The sequence below is a fragment of the Cryobacterium sp. PAMC25264 genome (genome assembly GCF_019443325.1).
Lineage (GTDB): Bacteria > Actinomycetota > Actinomycetes > Actinomycetales > Microbacteriaceae > Cryobacterium.
In genome coordinates, this window is sequence record NZ_CP080383.1 from 1,335,920 (window position 1) to 1,354,201 (window position 18,282).

At 67.0% G+C, this 18,282-nt stretch carries 16 protein-coding genes; 12 read left to right on the forward strand and 4 right to left on the reverse strand.

The features are described from left to right. Positions 1–5: 5 nt before the first annotated feature. The gene (locus tag KY500_RS06130) at positions 6–389 is read right to left on the reverse strand and encodes a BlaI/MecI/CopY family transcriptional regulator (protein WP_219902770.1); all 384 of its coding nucleotides are present in this window, start codon (positions 387–389) and stop codon (positions 6–8) included. A 93-nt stretch (positions 390–482) separates the two neighbouring features. Between KY500_RS06130 and KY500_RS06135 the strand changes: the two genes are divergently transcribed. Genes KY500_RS06135 through cydC form a run of 5 tightly spaced genes read left to right on the forward strand, consistent with a single transcriptional unit; the run spans position 483 to position 6,296 of the window. Continuing rightward, on the forward strand, positions 483–1,892 hold the full coding sequence (locus tag KY500_RS06135; RefSeq protein WP_219902771.1) for a cytochrome ubiquinol oxidase subunit I: 1,410 nt from the start codon (positions 483–485) through the stop codon (positions 1,890–1,892). A 9-nt stretch (positions 1,893–1,901) separates the two neighbouring features. Further along, positions 1,902–2,906, forward strand: coding sequence for a cytochrome d ubiquinol oxidase subunit II (gene cydB / locus KY500_RS06140; protein ID WP_219902772.1), 1,005 nt, complete (start codon positions 1,902–1,904; stop codon positions 2,904–2,906). Positions 2,907–2,912: 6 nt separating this feature from the next. Beyond that, on the forward strand, positions 2,913–4,016 hold the full coding sequence (locus KY500_RS06145; protein ID WP_255579840.1) for an ABC transporter transmembrane domain-containing protein: 1,104 nt from the start codon (positions 2,913–2,915) through the stop codon (positions 4,014–4,016). 5 nt (positions 4,017–4,021) lie between these two features. Next, entirely contained in the window at positions 4,022–4,558 is a 537-nt protein-coding gene (locus tag KY500_RS19195; RefSeq protein WP_255579921.1) for an ATP-binding cassette domain-containing protein, read from the forward strand. Continuing rightward, complete coding sequence (gene cydC / locus KY500_RS06150; RefSeq protein WP_219902773.1) at positions 4,551–6,296, forward strand: thiol reductant ABC exporter subunit CydC; 1,746 nt, start codon at positions 4,551–4,553, stop codon at positions 6,294–6,296. The genes KY500_RS19195 and cydC overlap by 8 nt, the downstream gene beginning before the upstream one ends. Positions 6,297–6,299: 3 nt before the next feature. Here the strand turns inward: cydC and KY500_RS06155 are convergent, their stop codons facing one another. Beyond that, positions 6,300–6,953 (reverse strand): DedA family protein, encoded by a 654-nt coding sequence (locus KY500_RS06155; protein WP_219902774.1) that lies wholly within the window; start codon positions 6,951–6,953, stop codon positions 6,300–6,302. A gap of 96 nt (positions 6,954–7,049) precedes the next feature. On the opposite strand from KY500_RS06155, the gene KY500_RS06160 reads away from it, so the two are divergent. From KY500_RS06160 to KY500_RS06175, 4 genes are all read left to right on the forward strand, one after another. Continuing rightward, on the forward strand, positions 7,050–8,645 hold the full coding sequence (locus KY500_RS06160; protein WP_255579841.1) for an anthranilate synthase component I family protein: 1,596 nt from the start codon (positions 7,050–7,052) through the stop codon (positions 8,643–8,645). A 56-nt stretch (positions 8,646–8,701) separates the two neighbouring features. Further along, positions 8,702–11,308, forward strand: coding sequence for a leucine--tRNA ligase (gene leuS, locus KY500_RS06165; protein ID WP_219902775.1), 2,607 nt, complete (start codon positions 8,702–8,704; stop codon positions 11,306–11,308). A 141-nt stretch (positions 11,309–11,449) separates the two neighbouring features. After that, positions 11,450–12,280: a helix-hairpin-helix domain-containing protein gene (locus tag KY500_RS06170; protein ID WP_255579842.1), complete on the forward strand. Its 831-nt coding sequence runs from the start codon at positions 11,450–11,452 to the stop codon at positions 12,278–12,280. 23 nt (positions 12,281–12,303) lie between these two features. After that, a complete protein-coding gene (locus KY500_RS06175; protein ID WP_219902776.1) occupies positions 12,304–14,076 on the forward strand; it encodes a ComEC/Rec2 family competence protein in 1,773 nt (590 codons plus the stop codon). Positions 14,077–14,365: 289 nt separating this feature from the next. Here the strand turns inward: KY500_RS06175 and KY500_RS19740 are convergent, their stop codons facing one another. Continuing rightward, on the reverse strand, positions 14,366–14,611 hold the full coding sequence (locus tag KY500_RS19740) for a helix-turn-helix transcriptional regulator (RefSeq protein WP_219902777.1): 246 nt from the start codon (positions 14,609–14,611) through the stop codon (positions 14,366–14,368). A 733-nt stretch (positions 14,612–15,344) separates the two neighbouring features. Here KY500_RS19740 and KY500_RS06185 point away from each other — a divergent pair. Together KY500_RS06185 and KY500_RS06190 are read left to right on the forward strand one after the other, a co-directional pair. Next, positions 15,345–16,322, forward strand: a complete 978-nt coding sequence (locus tag KY500_RS06185) for a DNA-processing protein DprA (RefSeq protein WP_219902778.1) — start codon at positions 15,345–15,347, stop codon at positions 16,320–16,322. Positions 16,323–16,798: 476 nt separating this feature from the next. Next, on the forward strand, positions 16,799–17,104 hold the full coding sequence (locus tag KY500_RS06190; protein ID WP_219902779.1) for a phosphoribosyltransferase: 306 nt from the start codon (positions 16,799–16,801) through the stop codon (positions 17,102–17,104). A gap of 111 nt (positions 17,105–17,215) precedes the next feature. Here KY500_RS06190 and KY500_RS06195 read toward each other — a convergent pair whose 3' ends face one another. Then, positions 17,216–17,596 (reverse strand): hypothetical protein, encoded by a 381-nt coding sequence (locus tag KY500_RS06195; RefSeq protein WP_219902780.1) that lies wholly within the window; start codon positions 17,594–17,596, stop codon positions 17,216–17,218. A 110-nt stretch (positions 17,597–17,706) separates the two neighbouring features. On the opposite strand from KY500_RS06195, the gene KY500_RS06200 reads away from it, so the two are divergent. Continuing rightward, positions 17,707–17,880: a DUF3604 domain-containing protein gene (locus tag KY500_RS06200; protein WP_219902781.1), complete on the forward strand. Its 174-nt coding sequence runs from the start codon at positions 17,707–17,709 to the stop codon at positions 17,878–17,880. The last annotated feature ends 402 nt before the right edge of the window (positions 17,881–18,282 follow it).

Genomic DNA, 18,282 nt, shown 5'->3' on the forward strand with positions numbered 1-18,282 from the left:
CGTGCCTAGTCCGCTGATGGCGAACCGACGCTCTCGAGAAGCTCACGGAGCATCAGGGCCTCCTGCGGGCTGACGTCGCCGATGAATCGCGCCAGCGTGGCCGTGCGGTCGGTGGTCGAGCCCAGAACCTCGTGCATGAGCTCGGCCGTGTGCTGGGCCCTGGTGCTCACGGCCGTGTACCCGTGCGGACGGCTGCCGCGGTCTCTGGTCACGAAACCCTTGTTCTCCAGGCGGGACAACACCGTGAGCACGGTCGTCGTGGCCAGCGGCTTCGCACCCGAGGCGGTGGGATCCAGTAGGGCGTCCCGCAGCTCGTTGGCCGACAACGGCCGGTCGCCGGACCACAGCAGGTCCATCAACAGTCTCTCGAGCACACCCAAACTTCCCATGTGCACAAGTTTATCAAGCGAAACGGGTGTTTCTACAGCTTGTAGAATAGTAAAGTTCTACAGCACGTAGAAATCTCAGGTCCGGGAGGGCACATGAACGAGTGGCTTGATCCGTTACTCCTGTCGAGGTGGCAGTTCGGCCTCACGACGGTGTACCACTTCCTTTTCGTACCCCTCACCATCGGTCTCGTGACAACCGTCGCGATCTTCCAGACCGCCTGGTACCGCACGAACAAGGCCAAGTACCTGCAGCTCACCCACTTCTTCGGCAAGATCTTCCTGATCAACTTCGCCATGGGCGTCGTCACGGGAATCGTGCAGGAATTCCAGTTCGGCATGAACTGGTCGGACTACTCCCGGTTCGTCGGCGACGTCTTCGGGGCCCCGTTGGCCTTCGAGGGCATCACGGCGTTCTTCCTGGAGGCCACCTTCATCGGTCTGTGGATCTTCGGTTGGGACAAACTACCCAAGGGTCTGCACCTGGCCACCATCTGGCTCACCACAGTGGGCAGCATCGCGTCGGCGTACTTCATCATCGCCGCGAACGCCTTCATGCAGAACCCGGTCGCCTACCAGATCAACGAGGTCAAGGGCCGGGCGGAGCTCACCAGCATCGGGGAGCTGCTCACCAACCCGATCGCCCTCGCAGCGTTCCCGCACACCATCTTCGCCTGCTTCATGGTCTCCGCCGGCCTGATCATCTCGGTGGCCGCCTGGCACCTGAGCCGCAACCAACACCTCGAGACCATGCGGCCCGCGCTCAAGTTCGGCCTCTGGATGATGGTCATCGCCGGAGCCCTGACCACCCTGATGGGCGACCAGCTGAGCCTGGCCATGGTTCAGGCCCAGCCCATGAAGATGGCCGCGGCCGAGGCTATGTACCACACGGCCACCGGAGCCAACGCATCCTTCTCGGTCTTCACCCTCGGCACTCCGGACGGCGTCAGCGAACTCTTCTCCATCCGCATCCCCTACCTGCTGTCGTTCCTGTCGACCCACACCTTCGACGGCACCGTGGAGGGAATCAACAACCTCCAGGAGCAGTACGTCCAGCTGTACGGGCCGGGCGACTACTCGCCGATCATCTGGGTAACCTATTGGTCCTTCCGCTGGATGATCGGTCTGGGCATCGCCCACATCCTCGTCGCCGTCGGCGGCCTCTGGGTCACCCGCAAGGGGCGCAACCCCAAGACCTGGATCTGGAAGGTCGCGATCTGGTCCTTCCCGCTGTCGCTGCTGGCCATGAGCGTCGGCTGGGTCTTCACCGAGATGGGCCGCCAGCCCTGGCTCGTGTTCGGTCTGCTCAAGACAGCGGATGGCGTCTCGCCGAACGTGAGCGGGCTGGAGATCCTGATCTCCCTCATCGCCTTCACTCTCCTGTACGGCGCCCTCGCCGTCGTGGAGTTCCGGCTCATTCTCAAGGCCGTGCAGAAGGGCCCGGACGACATGCCGGTACCCGACGCTGTGTCCGGCGAAATCAAGCAAACGACCACGGTCTACTAGGAGCTCACCTTGGAACTCAATATCCTGTGGTTCTGGATCATCGCCGCGATGTTCATCGGGTACTTCGTCCTCGACGGGTTCGACTTCGGCGTCGGCATGTCCCTGCCCTTCCTGGGTAAGGACGACACCGACCGCCGGGTGCTCATCAACACCATCGGCCCTGTCTGGGACCTCAACGAGACCTGGGTGATCGTGGCCGGGGCGTCCCTGTTCGCGGCGTTCCCGGAGTGGTACGCGACGATGTTCAGCGGCTTCTACCTGGCCCTGCTGCTCATTCTGCTTGCGTTGATCGCCAGGGGGGTCTCCTTCGAGTACCGTCACCAACGTCCAGAGCTCAAGTGGAAGAAGTCCTTCGACACCATGATCGTGGTGGGCTCAGCTGTGCCTGCCCTGCTCTGGGGTGTGGCCTTCGGCAACGTCGTGCGCGGCGTGCCGCTGGATGCGAACTTCAACTACATCGGCACGTTCTTCGACCTGCTCAACCCGTACTCGCTGCTGGCCGGCCTGACCACCCTGCTGTTGTTCTTCACGCACGGCGTGATCTTCGTCTCCACCAAGACCGAGGGCGACATCCGGGTGCGAGCGAGGGCGCTGGCCATCCGGTCCGGCATCGTGACCATCGTCGTCGCGGCCAGTTTCCTGGTCTGGACCACGCTGGCGTACGGAACCCTCGCCTCCGGAATCCTCGCCGCGGTCGCCGCGGTGGCGCTGATCGCGGCGTACCTGGCCAACCTGCGCGGCAACGAGCGCACCGCCTTCGGACTCATGGCCGTGACCATCGGCTTCGCCGTGCTGACCCTGTTCGCGTCGCTGTTCCCCGACGTGATGCCGGCCAGCAACGACGTGGCCAACAGCCTGACCATCGAGAACGCCTCGTCGACCCCGTACACGCTGCAGGTGATGAGCTGGACCGCCCTGATCGCGGCCCCCGTGATCCTGGCCTACCAGGGCTGGACCTACTGGGTCTTCCGCAAACGGATCACGCGGACACACATCGAAGCCGCCGTACACTAGATCGGCATGCGCCCCCTCGATCCCCGGCTCCTCAAACACGCCTCAGCCGCGCGGTGGTTCCTCCTGGTCGGAGCGCTCCTCGGCCTGGCCCAGACCCTCACGATCGTGGCCTTCGCGTGGCTGCTCAGCCACAGCATCACGCTCGCTGTCGATGGTGAATCGTTCGATTCCCTGCGCAGCACCGTCGCGGCGCTGGCCGGGGTGGTGGTTGTTCGGGCCGTGATCGTCTGGCTGCTCGAGGTGGCGGCCAACCGGGGTGCGGCGGCCGTCAAGAGCCAGCTGCGCACCGCGGTGCTCGACCGGCTCGCCGAACGCGGGCCGGACTGGCTGGCCGGGCAGCAGGATGCGCGGATCGCCACGGTGGTCACCAGCGGTCTCGACGCCCTCGACAACTACTTCGCCCGGTACCTGCCGCAACTGCTGCTCACCGCGATCGCCACACCCATCCTCATTCTGGTCATGCTCTGGCAGGACCCGGCGAGCGGCATCACCGTGATCATCGTGCTGCCGTTCATCCCGATCTTCATGGTCCTGATCGGGCAGGCCACCCAGACCGTGCAACGCCAGCAGTGGGATGCCCTGCAGAGGCTGTCCTCGGGCTTCCTCGACGTGGTCGGCGGCCTGGCCACCCTCAAGATCTTCGGTCGGGATCGCCGCCAGGCGGCGCGCCTGACCGGTCTCACCGACGAATACCGTGGACGCACCATGACGGTCCTGCGCGTGTCCTTCCTCAGCGGCTTCGTGCTCGAGCTGGCCGGCAGCCTGTCGGTCGCGCTCATCGCCGTCTCGATCGGGCTGCGCCTGGTGGATGGATCGCTGCTGTTGGGCGTCGGCCTGTTCGTCCTGCTGCTGGCCCCTGAGGCATTCCTGCCGCTGCGCCAGGTGGGCGCGCAGTTCCACGCCGCCGCCGACGGCCTGGCCGCCGCCGAGGAGGTCTTCGCGATCCTGGACGGCGACGCCGGAAAGCAGCAGGCACCGCAGTCCGGCGGAGCCGAGCGCGCCACAACGCCCGCCCGCCCCGCCGCCCTCCGCTTCGACGGGGTGAGCGTTCGCCGCGGCGACACCAGCACCATCGCCGGGTTCAGCGCCGACTTCCGGCCGGTCAGCTGAGCGTCATCAGCGGCCCGAGCGGGGTCGGTAAGTCCACCCTGATCGGCGCCCTGCAGGGATTTGTTCCCTTCGACGGTGCCGTGTGGCTCGGGCCAGAGCGTGTCGCCTCGGAGGACCGCCGCGAGTGGCTGGCCTGGGCCGGCCAAAAGCCCGGGCTGTTCGCCGGCACCATCGCGGGCAATGTGGCACTGGGGGAGACCGTCGTGGACGACGAGCTCGTGCTCACCGCGCTCAAGCGCGCCGGGGCCGCAGACCTCGACCCGGCGCTGCACCTCGGCGTCAACGGTGCCGGACTCTCCGGCGGCCAAGCCCAGCGGGTCGCAGCGGCCCGGGCCATCTACCGGTGCCTTGCCCGGGGTTGCGCTGTGCTGGTGCTCGACGAGCCAAGCTCTGCGCTCGACGAGGCGGCAGAGGCCGCCCTGATCCGAGGCCTGCGGCGCCTGGCCGCCCAAGGCCGCATTGTCATCGTCGTGAGCCACCGCGCCGCCTTCGTGGATGCGGCAGAGCACGTCGTCCGCCTGAGTGAGGTCGCGCATGTCTGAGTTCAGGGCGAATCGCTCCACCTGGCTGCCCTCACCGGCCGCCCGATCGATCCTCCGACTGGCGCAGCCGCGCGCGCGGCGCAGTCTCCCCGGCCTCGCCGCGGGCGTGGTGAGCGCGGCCAGTGCCGTCGCGCTCCTCGCCTGCTCTGCCTGGCTGATCACCCGCGCCGCGGAGATGCCGCCCATCATGTTCCTCGGCATGGCCGTGGTCGGCGTGCGCGCCTTCGCGCTGTCCCGCGCGGCCTTCCGCTATGTGGAACGCCTCACCAGCCACGACGCGGCCTTCCGTCAGCTCGGTGCGCTTCGGCTGGGCATCTTCGCCCGGCTCCTGCCGCTGGCCCCGGCCGGGCTGTCGGAAACGCGCCGTGGGGACCTGCTCACGCGCCTGGTGCGCGATGTCGACGACCTGCAGGACTTCCCACTGCGGGTTGTGCAACCCCTCGCGACCTCGGGCCTGGTGGCCCTGCTCAGCGTGATCGGTGTCTGGACGGTCCTGCCGGCGGCCGGGCTCACGCTGGCCCTGTGCCTCGTCGTCGCAGGCATCGTGGGCACCGTCGCCTCCACAGCGCTGGCCGCCCGCTCCGAGCGCGCCCTCGCCCCGTTGCGTGGTGCCCTGGCCGACGAGGTGCTCGAGGTCGTGGAGAACCTGGATGTGCTCACGGCTTTCGGGGCGCTCGAGGCGCGCCTGGACGACCTCAGGGTCGTTGAAGACCGGTTGCGGCGCGCGGCGCTACGGCGCTCGACCGGGGCCGGAGTGCAGGCCGCGGTGATCTCGCTGGGAGCCGGAGCCGCCACGGTCCTCGCCCTCATTGCGGCGATCCCGGCGCTGGGCACCGGTGGATTCTCCGGACCGGCCCTGGCCGTGGTGGTGCTCGTGCCCATGGCGGTCTTCGAGGTCTTCGCGATGATCCCGCCCGCTCTGAGCGCCTGGCGGCAGGTGCGCTCCAGCGCCGAACGCGTGGCGACGGCGGTGCCGGAACACGTTCCCGCCGAGATCCCCGCCGAGGCGGCACTGGATGCGGCGACGGCGCCGGCGCAGGTCACTGGTGCGTCGGGTGCGCCTGGCAGCCCGCTTCTCGAACTCACGGACCTGGGCGCCAGCTGGCCCGGGGCGCTCGCGCCGGCCGTGGCCGGTCTCTCCCTGCGCCTGGACGCTGGTGATCGGGTGCACCTGGCCGGCGCCAGCGGGGCGGGCAAGACGACTCTGGCGCAGACCCTGGTGCGCTTCCTCGACTACACCGGGTCGTACCGGGTCAACGGAGTCGAAGCCCGTGACCTGACTCCGTCCGACGTGCGCCGGGTCGTGGGCCTGTGCGAGCAGCGGCCCTGGCTGTTCGACGACACCATCCGGCAGAACCTGCTCTTCGCCCGGGAGTCAGCCGACGACAACGAGCTGCTCACGGTTCTCGACCGGGTCGGTCTGTCCGACTGGGTGGGCCGGCGTGGCGGCCTGGATGCCCGGGTCGGCGAACGCGGTGCCCTGGTGTCGGGCGGGCAGGCCCAGCGGATCGCTTTGGCCAGGGCCCTGCTCGCGGACTTCCCGGTGCTCATCGTGGATGAACCGACGGCCAACGTCGACACGGGCCTGGGCGACCGGCTGGTGCGGGACATCCTGTCCGCAGCTGCGGACGGCGGCCGAGCCGTGCTGCTGATCTCGCACACGCCGGTGCCGGCCGATCTGATCACCCGCACGGTGACGCTCACGGCCCCGTCCGGGCGGCCGGTTTCCCTGCTCTAGGGGTTACTCCGGGGGGAGCTCGTGTTCCATGAACCGGGCCTCCCGGCGCTTGACCCAGTGCTTGATCAGAGCCACGACGAGGGCGAACACAGCGATGACCGCGACGAACAGGTACCCGGCGAAGTGCAACTGGTCAGAGATGCTCCGGTAGCCTTCCGCGGCGGCGGCGCCGACAGACACGTAAGCCAGGGTCCAGATGACGCAGGCGGGCACCGTCCAGCTCAGGAAGGTGCGATAGCGCATGGCGCTCATGCCGACAGTGAGCGGGATGACCGAGTGCAACACCGGCAGGAAGCGCGACAGGAACACCGCGATGCCACCCCGCCGGGCCAGGTACCGCTCGGCGCCCGCCCAGTTCTTCTCGCCGATGCGCCGGCCCAGCCAGCTCGCCCGGATCCACGGGCCGAACCGGCGGCCGAGGTAGAACCCGATGCTCTCCCCGGCGAGCGCGCCCAGGATCACGGCGACGACCAATGCGACGTATTCGACCGGCCCGTCCACAGCCGTGCTGGCTACGATCACGATGGTGTCACCGGGGACGACCAGTCCGATCAGCACCGAGGTTTCCAGGAGCATGCCCACCCCGGCCAGGAGGGTGCGTACGATCGGATCGACGGCTCCGACGGCGTCCAGGATCCAGTTGAGTACGTCGTTCACCTCGCCAGCCTAAGGCGTGTGCCTGCGCGGGTGGTGTGGGCCGATCGCGCCCAGCGGCGGGCCCAGCCACCCGGGCGCCGCCCCTAGGCTGGGCGGGTGCAGTCGATACCCCCTCAGCCCGATCGGAGCTTCGCCCCGCACGCTGAATCCGTGTCCTCCAGCCGGCTCCAGCACTGGATCGACCCGGCCGTGGCCTTCGACCTCCTGTACGGCCGGTCCAGCCATGCCGTCTGGCTGGACGCCGGGGCCGGCGCGACGACCGGAGTGAGCTATCTCGCCGCGGCCCACGCCGGCTCACGGTTCGTCACCGCGTCGGCCGGGGCCGGCACGGTGACCTGTTCCCGGCCGCTCGACCCCACGGATGCGCCGCGCACCACCAGCGCCGGCATCTTCGACTTCCTCCGTGCGGACCTGGTGACCGCCCGGGCCGCCCAGGGGTCCGCACCCGGCGCCACGGGCGACGGGTTCCGGCTCGGCTGGGTGGGCTGGTTCGGCTATGGGCTGGCCATACCCGCGGCCGAGGAGGGCTTGGGGGACCGGCCGACACGGGACACTCCCGACGCCGCACTGCTCTTCGTCGACCGTGCCATCGCCTTCGACCATGCGGCCCGCACGGTCACCCTGCTCGCGCTCACCGGGCCGGACGTGACCGCGGCCGGCATCGATGCCTGGGTGCTCGACACCGCCCGTGACCTCGGGGTCGGGCTCGAGGGTGCCGCCCCCTCCGCGGTGGCGCTGCCGGACGTGGCGCTGCCCGACGCCGCGCTGCCCGGCGCCATCTCCTCGCCGGTTCCGGCGTCGCGCGCCGAGGCATCCGCCGAACCGTTCCAGGTACGGTGGCGTCACGACGCCGTCGAGTACGCGTGCCTGATCCAGGCGTGCCAGGAACACATCATCGCCGGCGACGCCTATCAGCTCTGCCTCACCAACGAGGTCACGGTGGCCGGTCGTTTCGACCCTCTGGAGGTCTACCGGCGGCTGCGCGCCGGAAGCCCCAGTCACCACGGCGGCATGCTCAGGTTCGGCCCGTTCGCCCTGCTCAGTGCCTCACCGGAGGAATTCCTGTCGGTCAGCCCGGCCGGGCGGCTGCGGACCCGGCCGATCAAGGGCACCCGGCCGCGTTCTGCCGACCCCGCCGAAGACCGCCAGCTCCAGGGCGACCTGCTCGCCAGCGACAAGGAGCGCGCCGAGAACCTCATGATCGTCGACCTGATGCGCAACGACCTGGGCCGTGTCGCTGCGCTCGGCTCCGTGGCCGTGACGTCGCTGCTGCAGGTCGAGAGCTACCCGCACGTGCACCAGCTGGTGAGCACCGTCCAGGCCCGTCTGGCACCCGGGCTCTGCGCCGTCGACGCCATCGAGGCCTGCTTCCCCGCCGGATCGATGACCGGGGCTCCCAAGGCCAGCGCCATGCGCATCCTGGCCACACTCGAGGGCGGCGACCGGGGCGTCTACGCCGGGGCATTCGGCTACCTCGGGGTGGACGGCGCCGTCGACCTCGCCATGGTCATCCGCAGCATCGTCCTCGGCCCGTCCGGAGTCTCGATCGGCACCGGCGGCGGCATCACCGCCCTCTCCGTCCCTGCTGACGAAATCGAGGAGACCCACATCAAGGCCAGGGCTCTGATCGCGGCCATCATGGCGTCCTCTCCGGCGGCTGAAGCGGCGGATGGCCAGGGTTTAGTAACCTAGGAGCTTGGGCGTCGCCAGCGGCCCGATTTCGCTGCGCAGAACGTCACCTCACCACAATGAATGAGAGCCACGTGGCACACGAGCACGACACCCAGTCCAACGGTCCGGAAGAGGAAGACGGCTACGACTTTGCCGCCATCCAGGCGAAGTGGGCTCCCATCTGGGATGAACTCGAACCATTCCGTACGAGCGACCCCGATGACAAGCGCCCGCGCAAGTACGTGCTGGACATGTTCCCCTATCCGTCGGGCGACCTGCACATGGGCCACGCCGAGGTGTACGCGCTCGGTGACATCGTGGCGCGGTACTGGCGCCAGCAGGGCTTCAACGTGCTGCACCCCATCGGGTGGGACTCCTTCGGCCTGCCCGCCGAGAACGCCGCCATCAAGCGCGGCATCGACCCGCGCGGCTGGACCTACGACAACATCGCGCAGCAGAAGAAGAGCATGAAGCTCTACGCGGCCTCGTTCGACTGGTCGCGGGAACTGCACACCAGCGACCCCGAGTACTACAAGTGGAACCAGTGGCTGTTCCTGCAGCTCTACAAGAAGGGCCTGGCCTACCGCAAGGACAGCTGGGTCAACTGGGACCCGATCGACCAGACCGTGCTCGCCAACGAGCAGGTCCTCGCCGACGGCACCAGCGAGCGCAGCGGCGCGGTCGTGGTGAAGAAGAAGCTCACCCAGTGGTACTTCAAGATCACCGACTACGCGGACCGTCTGCTCGACGACCTCAACCAGCTCGAGGGCACCTGGCCGGCCAAGGTGCTCAACATGCAGCGCAACTGGATCGGCCGCTCCATCGGTGCTGACGTCGACTTCGCCATCGAGGGCCGCGACGCCCCGGTCAGCGTGTTCACGACCCGCCCTGACACGCTCTTCGGCGCCACCTTCATGGTCGTCGCCCCGGACGCAGACCTGGCCGCCGAGCTCGTCGCCGAGTCCTCGCCCGAGGTGCGCGAGCGTTTCGCCGCCTACCTGGTGCAGGTGCAGAACAGCACCGAGATCGAACGCCAGGCCACCGACCGTGAGAAGACCGGCGTCTTCCTCGAGCGGTACGCCATCAACCCGGCCAACGGCGAGCGTCTGCCCATCTGGGCCGCCGACTATGTGCTGGCCGACTACGGCCATGGCGCGGTCATGGCCGTGCCGGCGCACGACCAGCGCGACCTCGACTTCGCCCTGCGTTTCGACCTGCCGGTTCGGGTCGTCGTCGACACCACCGCCCCCGTCACCGGGGTCATCCCGGTCATCACGCCCGGCATGCTGGACGGCTCAGAGGAGCTACCGGCGCTGGACTCCGACGCCCTCGACCCGGCCCAGTCCGGCACCGCCCTGACCGGCGAAGGCCGACTGGTCAACTCCGGCGCGCTCAACGGTCTCACCAAGGCCAACGCCATCAAGCGGATGATCGACACTCTCGTGGCCGACGGCACCGGGCGCGCGACCAAGAACTACCGCCTGCGCGACTGGTTGATCTCCCGCCAACGCTACTGGGGCACCCCCATCCCCATCATCCACGGCCAGGACGGTACCGAGATCCCGGTCCCGGAGGACCAGCTGCCCGTGCTGCTTCCGCCGACCGACGGTCTCGACCTCAAGCCCAAGGGAACTTCGCCGCTCGGCGGCGCCACCGACTGGGTGAACGTGACGAACCCGATCGACGGCACACCGGCCAAGCGCGACGCCGACACCATGGACACCTTCGTGGACAGCTCCTGGTACTTCCTGCGGTTCCTCAACCCGACCGACGACACCAAGGCTTTCGACCCGAAGGAAGCCGACAAGTGGGCGCCCGTCGACCAGTACGTGGGCGGCGTGGAACACGCCATCCTGCACCTGCTCTACGCCCGTTTCATCACCAAGGTGCTCTTCGACCTGGGTTATGTCACCTTCACCGAGCCGTTCACGGCGCTGCTCAACCAGGGCATGGTCATCCTCGACGGTGCCAAGATGAGCAAGAGCAAGGGCAACCTGGTCTACTTCACGGAAGAGGTCGACAGGTTCGGAGTCGACGCGGTGCGTCTGACCATGGCGTTCGCCGGCCCGCCCGAGGACGACATCGACTGGGCGGACGTGTCCCCGGTCGGCTCGGCGAAGTTCTTGGCCCGCGCCTGGCGCGTCGCCCGCGACGTCACGAGCGCCCCCGAGGTGGAGTGGAAGACCGGAGACGTGGCGCTGCGCCGCGTCACCCATCGCTTCCTCGCCGACGCCCCGTCGCTGATCGAGGCGTTCAAGTTCAACGTCGTCGTCGCCCGCATGATGGAGCTCGTCAACGCCACCCGCAAGGTCATCGACACCGGTGCGGGCGCCGGCGACGCAGCCGTGCGTGAGGCGGCCGAGGTGACGGCCATGGCCCTGAACCTCTTCGCGCCGTACACCGCGGAGGACATGTGGGAACGCCTGGGCTACGAGCCCTGTGTCGCTCTGGCCCAGTGGCGGAAGCCCGACCGCAGCCTGCTCGTGGCCGAGTCGGTCACCGCCGTCGTGCAGGTCGACGGCAAGGTGCGCGACCGCCTCGAGGTGTCCCCGAAGATCTCCGCCGACGACCTGGAGGCTCTCGCTCGAGCATCCGCCGCCGCGATCCGGTCGATCGGCGATCGCGAGATCGTCAAGGTGATCGTGCGGGCACCGCGCATGGTGAGCATCGTCACCAAGCCGTAGCCCACCAGTTCGGCCGCGTCCGGTTCCGGCCGCGGCGCACCCTACGCCGGCCCCGCCTCCACAGGCGGGGCCGGCGTCGTGTTCTCCCCAGAGTGGGCGCTCCCGCTTCCCGCGCCCCGTGCCGGTTCCTAGCCTGCCGGTATGGACCTCGACCCGTTCGACAGCCTGGCGCCCGCGTCTCGACCCGGGGCCGCCGGCTGGCGTGCCCGCCTGCGTGAGCCCGGTCGGGCCCGGATGCGCATCGGCGTGGGCGCGGCCGTCGTGCTGCTGCTCGCGGCCCTGGGGATCGCCGTCGCCGTGACCGCCGTGGGTCAGGTGGGCCACAGCGTCGAGGTCGCGGCGAACCGGGGCTCGGCCGGCTCGGCTGCCTCAGGGTCAGCCACCCCCGGCCCAGACGGCCCCCAGGGGACCGCGGGTATCGTCGGCGCGCAGGGCTCGCCCGGAGTGACCACAGCGGGGAAGGAATCGGCCGGGGACGGCGCGACGGGTGAACTAGCCGCCGCGGCGCCGGCGATCTTCGTGCACGTGCTGGGGGCCGTGGCGCACCCCGGCCTCTTCGAGGTGCATGACGGCGCCCGGGTGGTCGATGCCGTGGCGGCCGCCGGGGGCCTGCTGGCCACGGCCGACCAGGCCGGTGTGAACCTGGCCCGCCTGGTCTCCGACGGCGAACAGCTCTACGTGCCGGCCCAGGGCGAAGTCGTGGCGGGCGCGCCGCCCGTGGCCGCCGGCGGGGGAGGGAGCAGCAGTGGCGCGGGAGGCACCGGCAGCGGGGCCGCGGCCGTCAAGGTGAACCTCAACACGGCCACGCTGGCCGAGCTGGACACCCTGCCGCGGATCGGACCGACCATGGCCCAGCGCATCCTGGACTACCGCGACGCGCAAGGCCGGTTCGGCACGATCGACGACCTCCGCAACGTGACCGGGATCGGCGAGAAGACCTTCGCCGCACTCCAGGACCTGATCACGGTCTGAGTGGGACGGGTATGAGCGGCACGGTGCCTAGATCAGGCGTGGCGCCCGGCCGCGTCGACCTCCGTCTGGTGTTCCCCGCCGCGGCCTGCTGGGCGGCGGCCGGACTTGTGGTGGCCTCGCCGGGGGACGCGGCCGCGGCAGCGGGTGTCCTGGGTGCCGTGGCGGCGGGTGCCCTGGTCTGGGCGGGCAGGAGCAGTCGCGCTGCCGGGCGTCTGCACACCGGTGGTCCGTCGTGGCCCGCCCGGCTGATGGGCACCGTGGCGGTGTGCTGCGCGGCGGCCGCGCTGGCCGGTCTCGCCGTGGCGGTGCAGGCACCGGACCGCTACCCAGAGGGCGTGCGCTCCGCCATCGCGGCACACGAGGAGGTGACCGCGAGGCTCACCGTCTCCTCCAGCGCCGTTCCCGGTCCGCGGGCAGCCTTCGGCGGGGCGGCACAGGTGCGTTTCCGAGCCACGCTCACGACCCTGGAGAGGGCACCGGCACACCGGTCGGAGCCTTCGCCGGCGGCGGGTGGCCGCTCCGGCCGCACCGGATTGGTCGTGCCCGTCGTGGTCTTCGCGCGGGCGTCCGAGTCTCCTCCTCGGATCGGGGAGGAGGTGAGGGTAGCCGGGACCCTCGTGGCCACCGAGCCCGGTGACGCCGCAGCGGCCCTGCTGTTCGCCAGGGACGCAGCCGAGGTGCTGAGCCCGGCCCCGTGGTGGTTGGCCTGGGCCAACACCCTGCGTGCAGGCTTCACCGCCGCGTCGGGCACGCTGCCGGGAGACGGGGCCGCGCTGCTGCCCGGGCTGGCCATCGGCGACACGTCGGCGGTGAGCGACGACCTCGACAGCGCGATGAAACTCAGCTCCCTCAGCCACCTCACGGCGGTCTCCGGCGCGAACTGCGCGATCGTGCTGGCTCTTGCCCTGCTGGTCGCCGCCGCGCTCGGTCTGGGCCGGCTGTGGCGGATCGGCACCGGTCTGGTGGTCCTGGCCGGCTTCGTGGTCCTGGTGACCCCAGAACCCAGCGTCGTGCGCGCCGCGGCCATGGCCACCGCGGTGCTCGTGTCCGGCTCGATGGGCCGGCCGGGCCGGGGCCTGTCCGCCCTGGCCATTGCCACCCTGTGCCTGCTCATCGCGGATCCCTGGCTGTCGCGCAGCTACGGCTTCGCCCTCTCGGTGCTCGCGACGCTCGGCCTGCTGCTGCTCGCGGCACCACTCAGCCGACGCCTGGCGCGCTGGCTGCCCCGTCCATTGGCCACGGTCCTGGCGATCCCGCTCGCCGCCCAGCTGGCCTGCCAGCCCGTCCTGGTGCTGCTCAGCCCCGCCTTGCCCGCCTACGGTGTGCCGGCGAACCTGCTCGCGGGCCCCGCTGCGCCCCTGGCCACCATCGTGGGCCTGGCCGGATGCCTCCTGGTGCCGTTTCTGCCCTGGCTCGCCACCTGGCTGATTTGGCTGGCGTGGGTGCCGGCCACCTGGATAGCAGCGGTCGCCCGCACGAGCGCCGTTCTGCCCGGCAGCAGCCTGCCCTGGCTGGGCGGACCCGCAGGGGTGCTGCTCACGGTGGCGTGCACAGCGGCGGTGCTTGGCCTTGCGCTCCGCCGGACCCCGCTCGTGCTGCGCATCCTGAGCGCCGGCCTGGTCTGCGTGAGTGTGGGGTGCACTCTGGGCACCCTGGTGGGCACAGGCCTCGGGCGGGCGGCGGCGTTCCCCGCCGACTGGCAGATCGCGGCCTGCACCACGTTCCGTGTTGGATGGAGCGTGTTGCGTGGACCAGTGTTGCAAGTTCCTAAGGGGGTGTTACGTCTGGTGAGCTAGCGCAGCCGCGTCCTACCTACAAAGGCGAGATCACGTGCGTTACCGAATGGCCCTTGAACCTGACAGCACGCCGAACGGCAAGAATGGGTACTCAACTTGGTGTAACGGCAGTGTGCAGGCACTTCGCACCATGCCATCTACAGACCGGCACGTGCCGTTTTCGAGCTTCGTTCCTGAGCTGATTGACGAGGACGAAGACACGGTGCAGTTCTCCGCCCTGACGCACGCGCGTGCTGCACAGTTGGCGGGCGCTGCGCCGGGTCGCCTGCGGGCGCCAGGCACACGTGCACTACAGGCCGATTTGAGTGGGTTCCTCAAGGTGCATGAGAAGCGCACTCGCAGTGGTGTCAAGTCCGTGGGCCACCGCGTACCAAGTGGCCAGACTTCCAATTCGGTTTCCAGTTTCCAGGTTGATCACTCCGGTCCGGCTCAGACCTGATCGCTCCGCCAGCATGTCGTAGGTGAGGCCAAGTTCAGCACGTCGCCTGGAAAGAGCCCGGCGCAGGGCGGCATAGTTTGGTTCATTGGCTCGCACCCTTCATTGACGCAGTCAACAAGTGTGGACCACAGTAGACAGTTGTTGACTATTCTTAAAGAAAGCGTCCAGCGCCGTAGATTTCGTCCATCGTTCAGGGGCCGAAGAATGAATAACGCCATGTTCACAAACGAGGATGATTTCCTCGACGCTTCCCGGGAGCGTCTTATCGCCGAAGTCAGTTTCCAAGATGGGACGATTTTGTATTTCGATCCCGCCCTTTGCAGTTTCATGCGGAGACCGGGTCCCGACGCTGCGCGTCTGCCCGGGGATGGGACATGGCAGGTCTTCCCAGTGAGCCTTGATGTGTTGGCAGGAACTGCGTGCCAGTTTCGTCTCACCGGGATACAGCCCCTGCTGACCTCGCCGGTTACCTCGCTCGTTTGGCGGGGTCCTGCTAGGCGACTTGAACCACACGAAAAAGCGTCACTCCAATTTCTGGAGCGCTCAGTTGGCAAACAGAATTCGTGCAGGCCTTCGGACGATGAACCAGCCCGGACCACCACCACCTGACGCGCCGCGTCGAGGCTCCTCCCGCCGCCGGAGAACTTAGTCTCGACAACCGAAGTTCTCCGCACAAGGCGGCGGTCGTTTAGAAGGCTCTCGCACGTGGCGTGAGGCTTTGTCCCGAAGAAGCACGAGCGAATGCGGCGTGCGCGCGATAGGTCGGGGAATACTCGCGTCGAATCCTCTACCGGACACTACTTCAGGGGCCGCCTGCTAGCCTCAGGGCATGAGCGTCATGATGAATCAGCGATGCTATGACGTGGGTGCGGGATACTCTAGATCAATGCCTAATGATGCCTACGCACGAGAAGAAGCGGCACTCCTCGCGCTGCTTCGCTTCGTAGACGAGCCCCAGACTGTCAGTAGCCTTCGACACCGTTTCGACGAGGGAAAGAAACCTTCGGACATCCTGGCCGGACGAGCCGCAGATGAGCTATTTTCACTCGTCGAAACCGACGAAATCCTGGAACGCACCAAGTCAGAAATCTCCGGCTGGCGGAGTCAGGGAATCGAAATCGTGACTCCCTTTTCACGGAATTACCCAGCCCAGCTGCGCACCGTTTTCGACTATCCATTATTCCTGTTTGCAAAAGGGACCGTTATGGATGACCTTCACTCTGCGGCGATCGTGGGCAGTCGTGCCGTCACGCCCCGCGGGATCAAATTCGCATCTGATCTGGCGGGCATGCTGGCCCAGGATCACATCACGGTGGTGTCAGGCCTAGCTCGGGGAGTTGATGGTGCAGCGCATCGTGGTGCGCTGGATGCTGGTGGACGAACCGTGGCACTTATCGGGACGGGAATCGGCAAGTACTATCCTCCTGAGCATCGGGACTTGCACGACGAGGTGGCGCGAAAGGGGCTGCTACTCAGCCAATTCTGGCCTGGCTCGGGTGCGTCACGACAGAGCTTCCCGATGCGGAACATAACCATGAGCGCGTACAGCTCGATCACAGTGATTGCAGAAGCGTCAGAGAACTCAGGGACGAGAATTCAGGCGCGGGCAGCCATAAAGCACGCCCGCCCGTTGGTAATTACTGAAGAAATAGCGGATGGCACGACTTGGGGCGCAAAGTTCGCTGGTGGTGGATACGACGTGACAGTAGTCGCTTCCCCGGAAGAAGCACGGACAGCAATTAGGCAGATTCTATTCAGACAGGACCAGATGGCGGAGTCGTTTGGGACGACACGAAATGCGCTATGAAAAGTGCCGAAGAAGTGCAAGAGAATCGCCGTCGACGAGCGAATTCAATTCTCCCGAGTCTGATGCACAATCCCATACGTGACGGCGGGACGACGTGCTTGTCGTGTACCGGTCCGCTGGATTACGACAAGAATTTGTGCAATCGCTGCCTCGAATGGTTCTCAAACGCAGCAACGTTGATCGCGGACGTTGTCGTGCCGTTGACTTACGCCATTCCCGAGGCCAATCCACAGACCAGACACGACCTTCGGCAGTACAAAGACGACAGGAACCCGCTGGTGCGTGCGAACGCGACACTCAGGCTAAGCGCACTCACGTGGCATTTTTCCGCGTACCACTCAAGTTGCCTGAGCGTCGGAGTTGAGCCAGTGACGGCCTTCGCTCTCGTACCTTCGAAGAGGGTTAACTCGAGAGCTGATGGACATCCGCTTCTAGAACTCGCCAAATTTTTGCCTCCGACATGGCAACGAGTTGATGTGACAAGAATCGATGATGTTGACAGCAGATCGCTGGCTCCCTCATCGCTAAGCATCCCGAATTTCCAACCCGTGATGGGTGCCCACGTGGTGGTCTTTGAAGACTCATGGGTCACGGGTGCTGCGGCGCAGAGTGTCGCATTGGCTTTGAGAAATGCCGGTGCCTCTCGTGTGTCGATTGTCGTTATCGGCAGAATTCTGAATTATGACTGGTGGCCAACGCCAGCGCTGGTGGATAAGTTCAAAGACAAAACTTGGAATGGAACGCTCTGTCCCGTAACTGGCGGCGCCTGCCCAGTCCTCTAAGGCCCCCCGGTGGCATGCGTGATGCTTGTGAGTCCACCCAACAGGAAAATCTCAGCCGGAGGAATCACAGCTACCCCAGCTTCCTGGCATCTGTATGACCTAGCTTCGGACTCAGTGCCTCAGGATTTCCGCCTGCCGGATGGCGTCTCTGATCACAGCATGGGTCTCGCCGGCTCGCAAACGTCCAGCGTAGCTAATGGCGCGTGGTGGTTCCTCATATAGCAACCATTGCGCGATACTCCACTCGTCAAGAGTGCTGCGAAGGGCTATGAACACTTCGTTTAGTCGGGGCAGAAAATCGCCGTTCGGACCGAACTGAAAGGACGGGAAGAGAACGTCGCCATCCAGCGTCCTGACGGCGAGGATGTGACCGTCCCTGATCAAGTCAAGTACTTGCTCCTCCCTAAGTTCAAGCCAGGACTGCAGCCCCGCAGCGTCGTAGAAGGGGCCGACCGCGTCGTCGAGGGCTCGATCCGCTTCGTCTTCATCCATGATTCGAAGGCTACTCAGAGTTAACACCGGATGCCACCGATTGGGATGGCAGGGTCACCCAGGTGCCTTTCTTGCCGGATCAGTCTCCGTGGTGCGTCAAGTCGGTTGGAGTGAGTGCAGCTGCAATCGTTTCAGAAGAGTCCACGAGAAGCGCGATTTATGACGCTTTTGCGCGGCGCGTGCTCGGCCCGCCGCCGGAGCAAGGCTCGGCGCGCGACAACGAGGGCAGTCTCTTCTCTGCGCAATTGCTTGAGCTGCTGATGACCGTGGCGAAGAAGGCCTAGCGGCTGCCGCGCGATGCCCACGAGGCGGTGAGCCTAGCGTGTGCTGATTCCTGTGCGTGTGCGGTCATAGGCTGACCCCATGGAGAGTGTGATCGCAACAGTTATTGCTGCTGGCATAGGCGTCATCGGCACCCTATTTGTCCAACGCATCACGCGAGGTTGGAATCGCAGGGACGAAATGCTGGCCCTGAGGAGCCAGTGGGCATCCGACGTGCTCAGCCAACTTAGAGCAGCATGGTCCGCGCGGCCTTTCGATAGGGAGAGTTTCGAAGTGTTCCTCCCCGCGTCGGCTCCGCATTCCTTGGGATTCATTGACCCGTCAGCAAACCGGGTTAAGACATGGCTGTCTTTCCAACTACAGATCATGCTTTCGAAGCTCGACCCAAGTCAGGACTTAGATAT

Bases quoted from the DNA above. Each gene is read 5' to 3' on its own strand.
- cydC (WP_219902773.1), top strand. From the start codon at position 4,551: ATGTCTGAGTTCAGGGCGAATCGCTCCACCTGGCTGCCCTCACCGGCC.
- KY500_RS06135 (WP_219902771.1), top strand. From the start codon at position 483: ATGAACGAGTGGCTTGATCCGTTACTCCTGTCGAGGTGGCAGTTCGGC.
- KY500_RS06145 (WP_255579840.1), top strand. From the start codon at position 2,913: ATGCGCCCCCTCGATCCCCGGCTCCTCAAACACGCCTCAGCCGCGCGG.
- KY500_RS06170 (WP_255579842.1), top strand. From the start codon at position 11,450: ATGGACCTCGACCCGTTCGACAGCCTGGCGCCCGCGTCTCGACCCGGG.
- KY500_RS06185 (WP_219902778.1), top strand. From the start codon at position 15,345: ATGAGCGTCATGATGAATCAGCGATGCTATGACGTGGGTGCGGGATAC.
- KY500_RS06195 (WP_219902780.1), bottom strand. From the start codon at position 17,596: ATGGATGAAGACGAAGCGGATCGAGCCCTCGACGACGCGGTCGGCCCC.
- leuS (WP_219902775.1), top strand. From the start codon at position 8,702: ATGAATGAGAGCCACGTGGCACACGAGCACGACACCCAGTCCAACGGT.
- KY500_RS06130 (WP_219902770.1), bottom strand. From the start codon at position 389: ATGGGAAGTTTGGGTGTGCTCGAGAGACTGTTGATGGACCTGCTGTGG.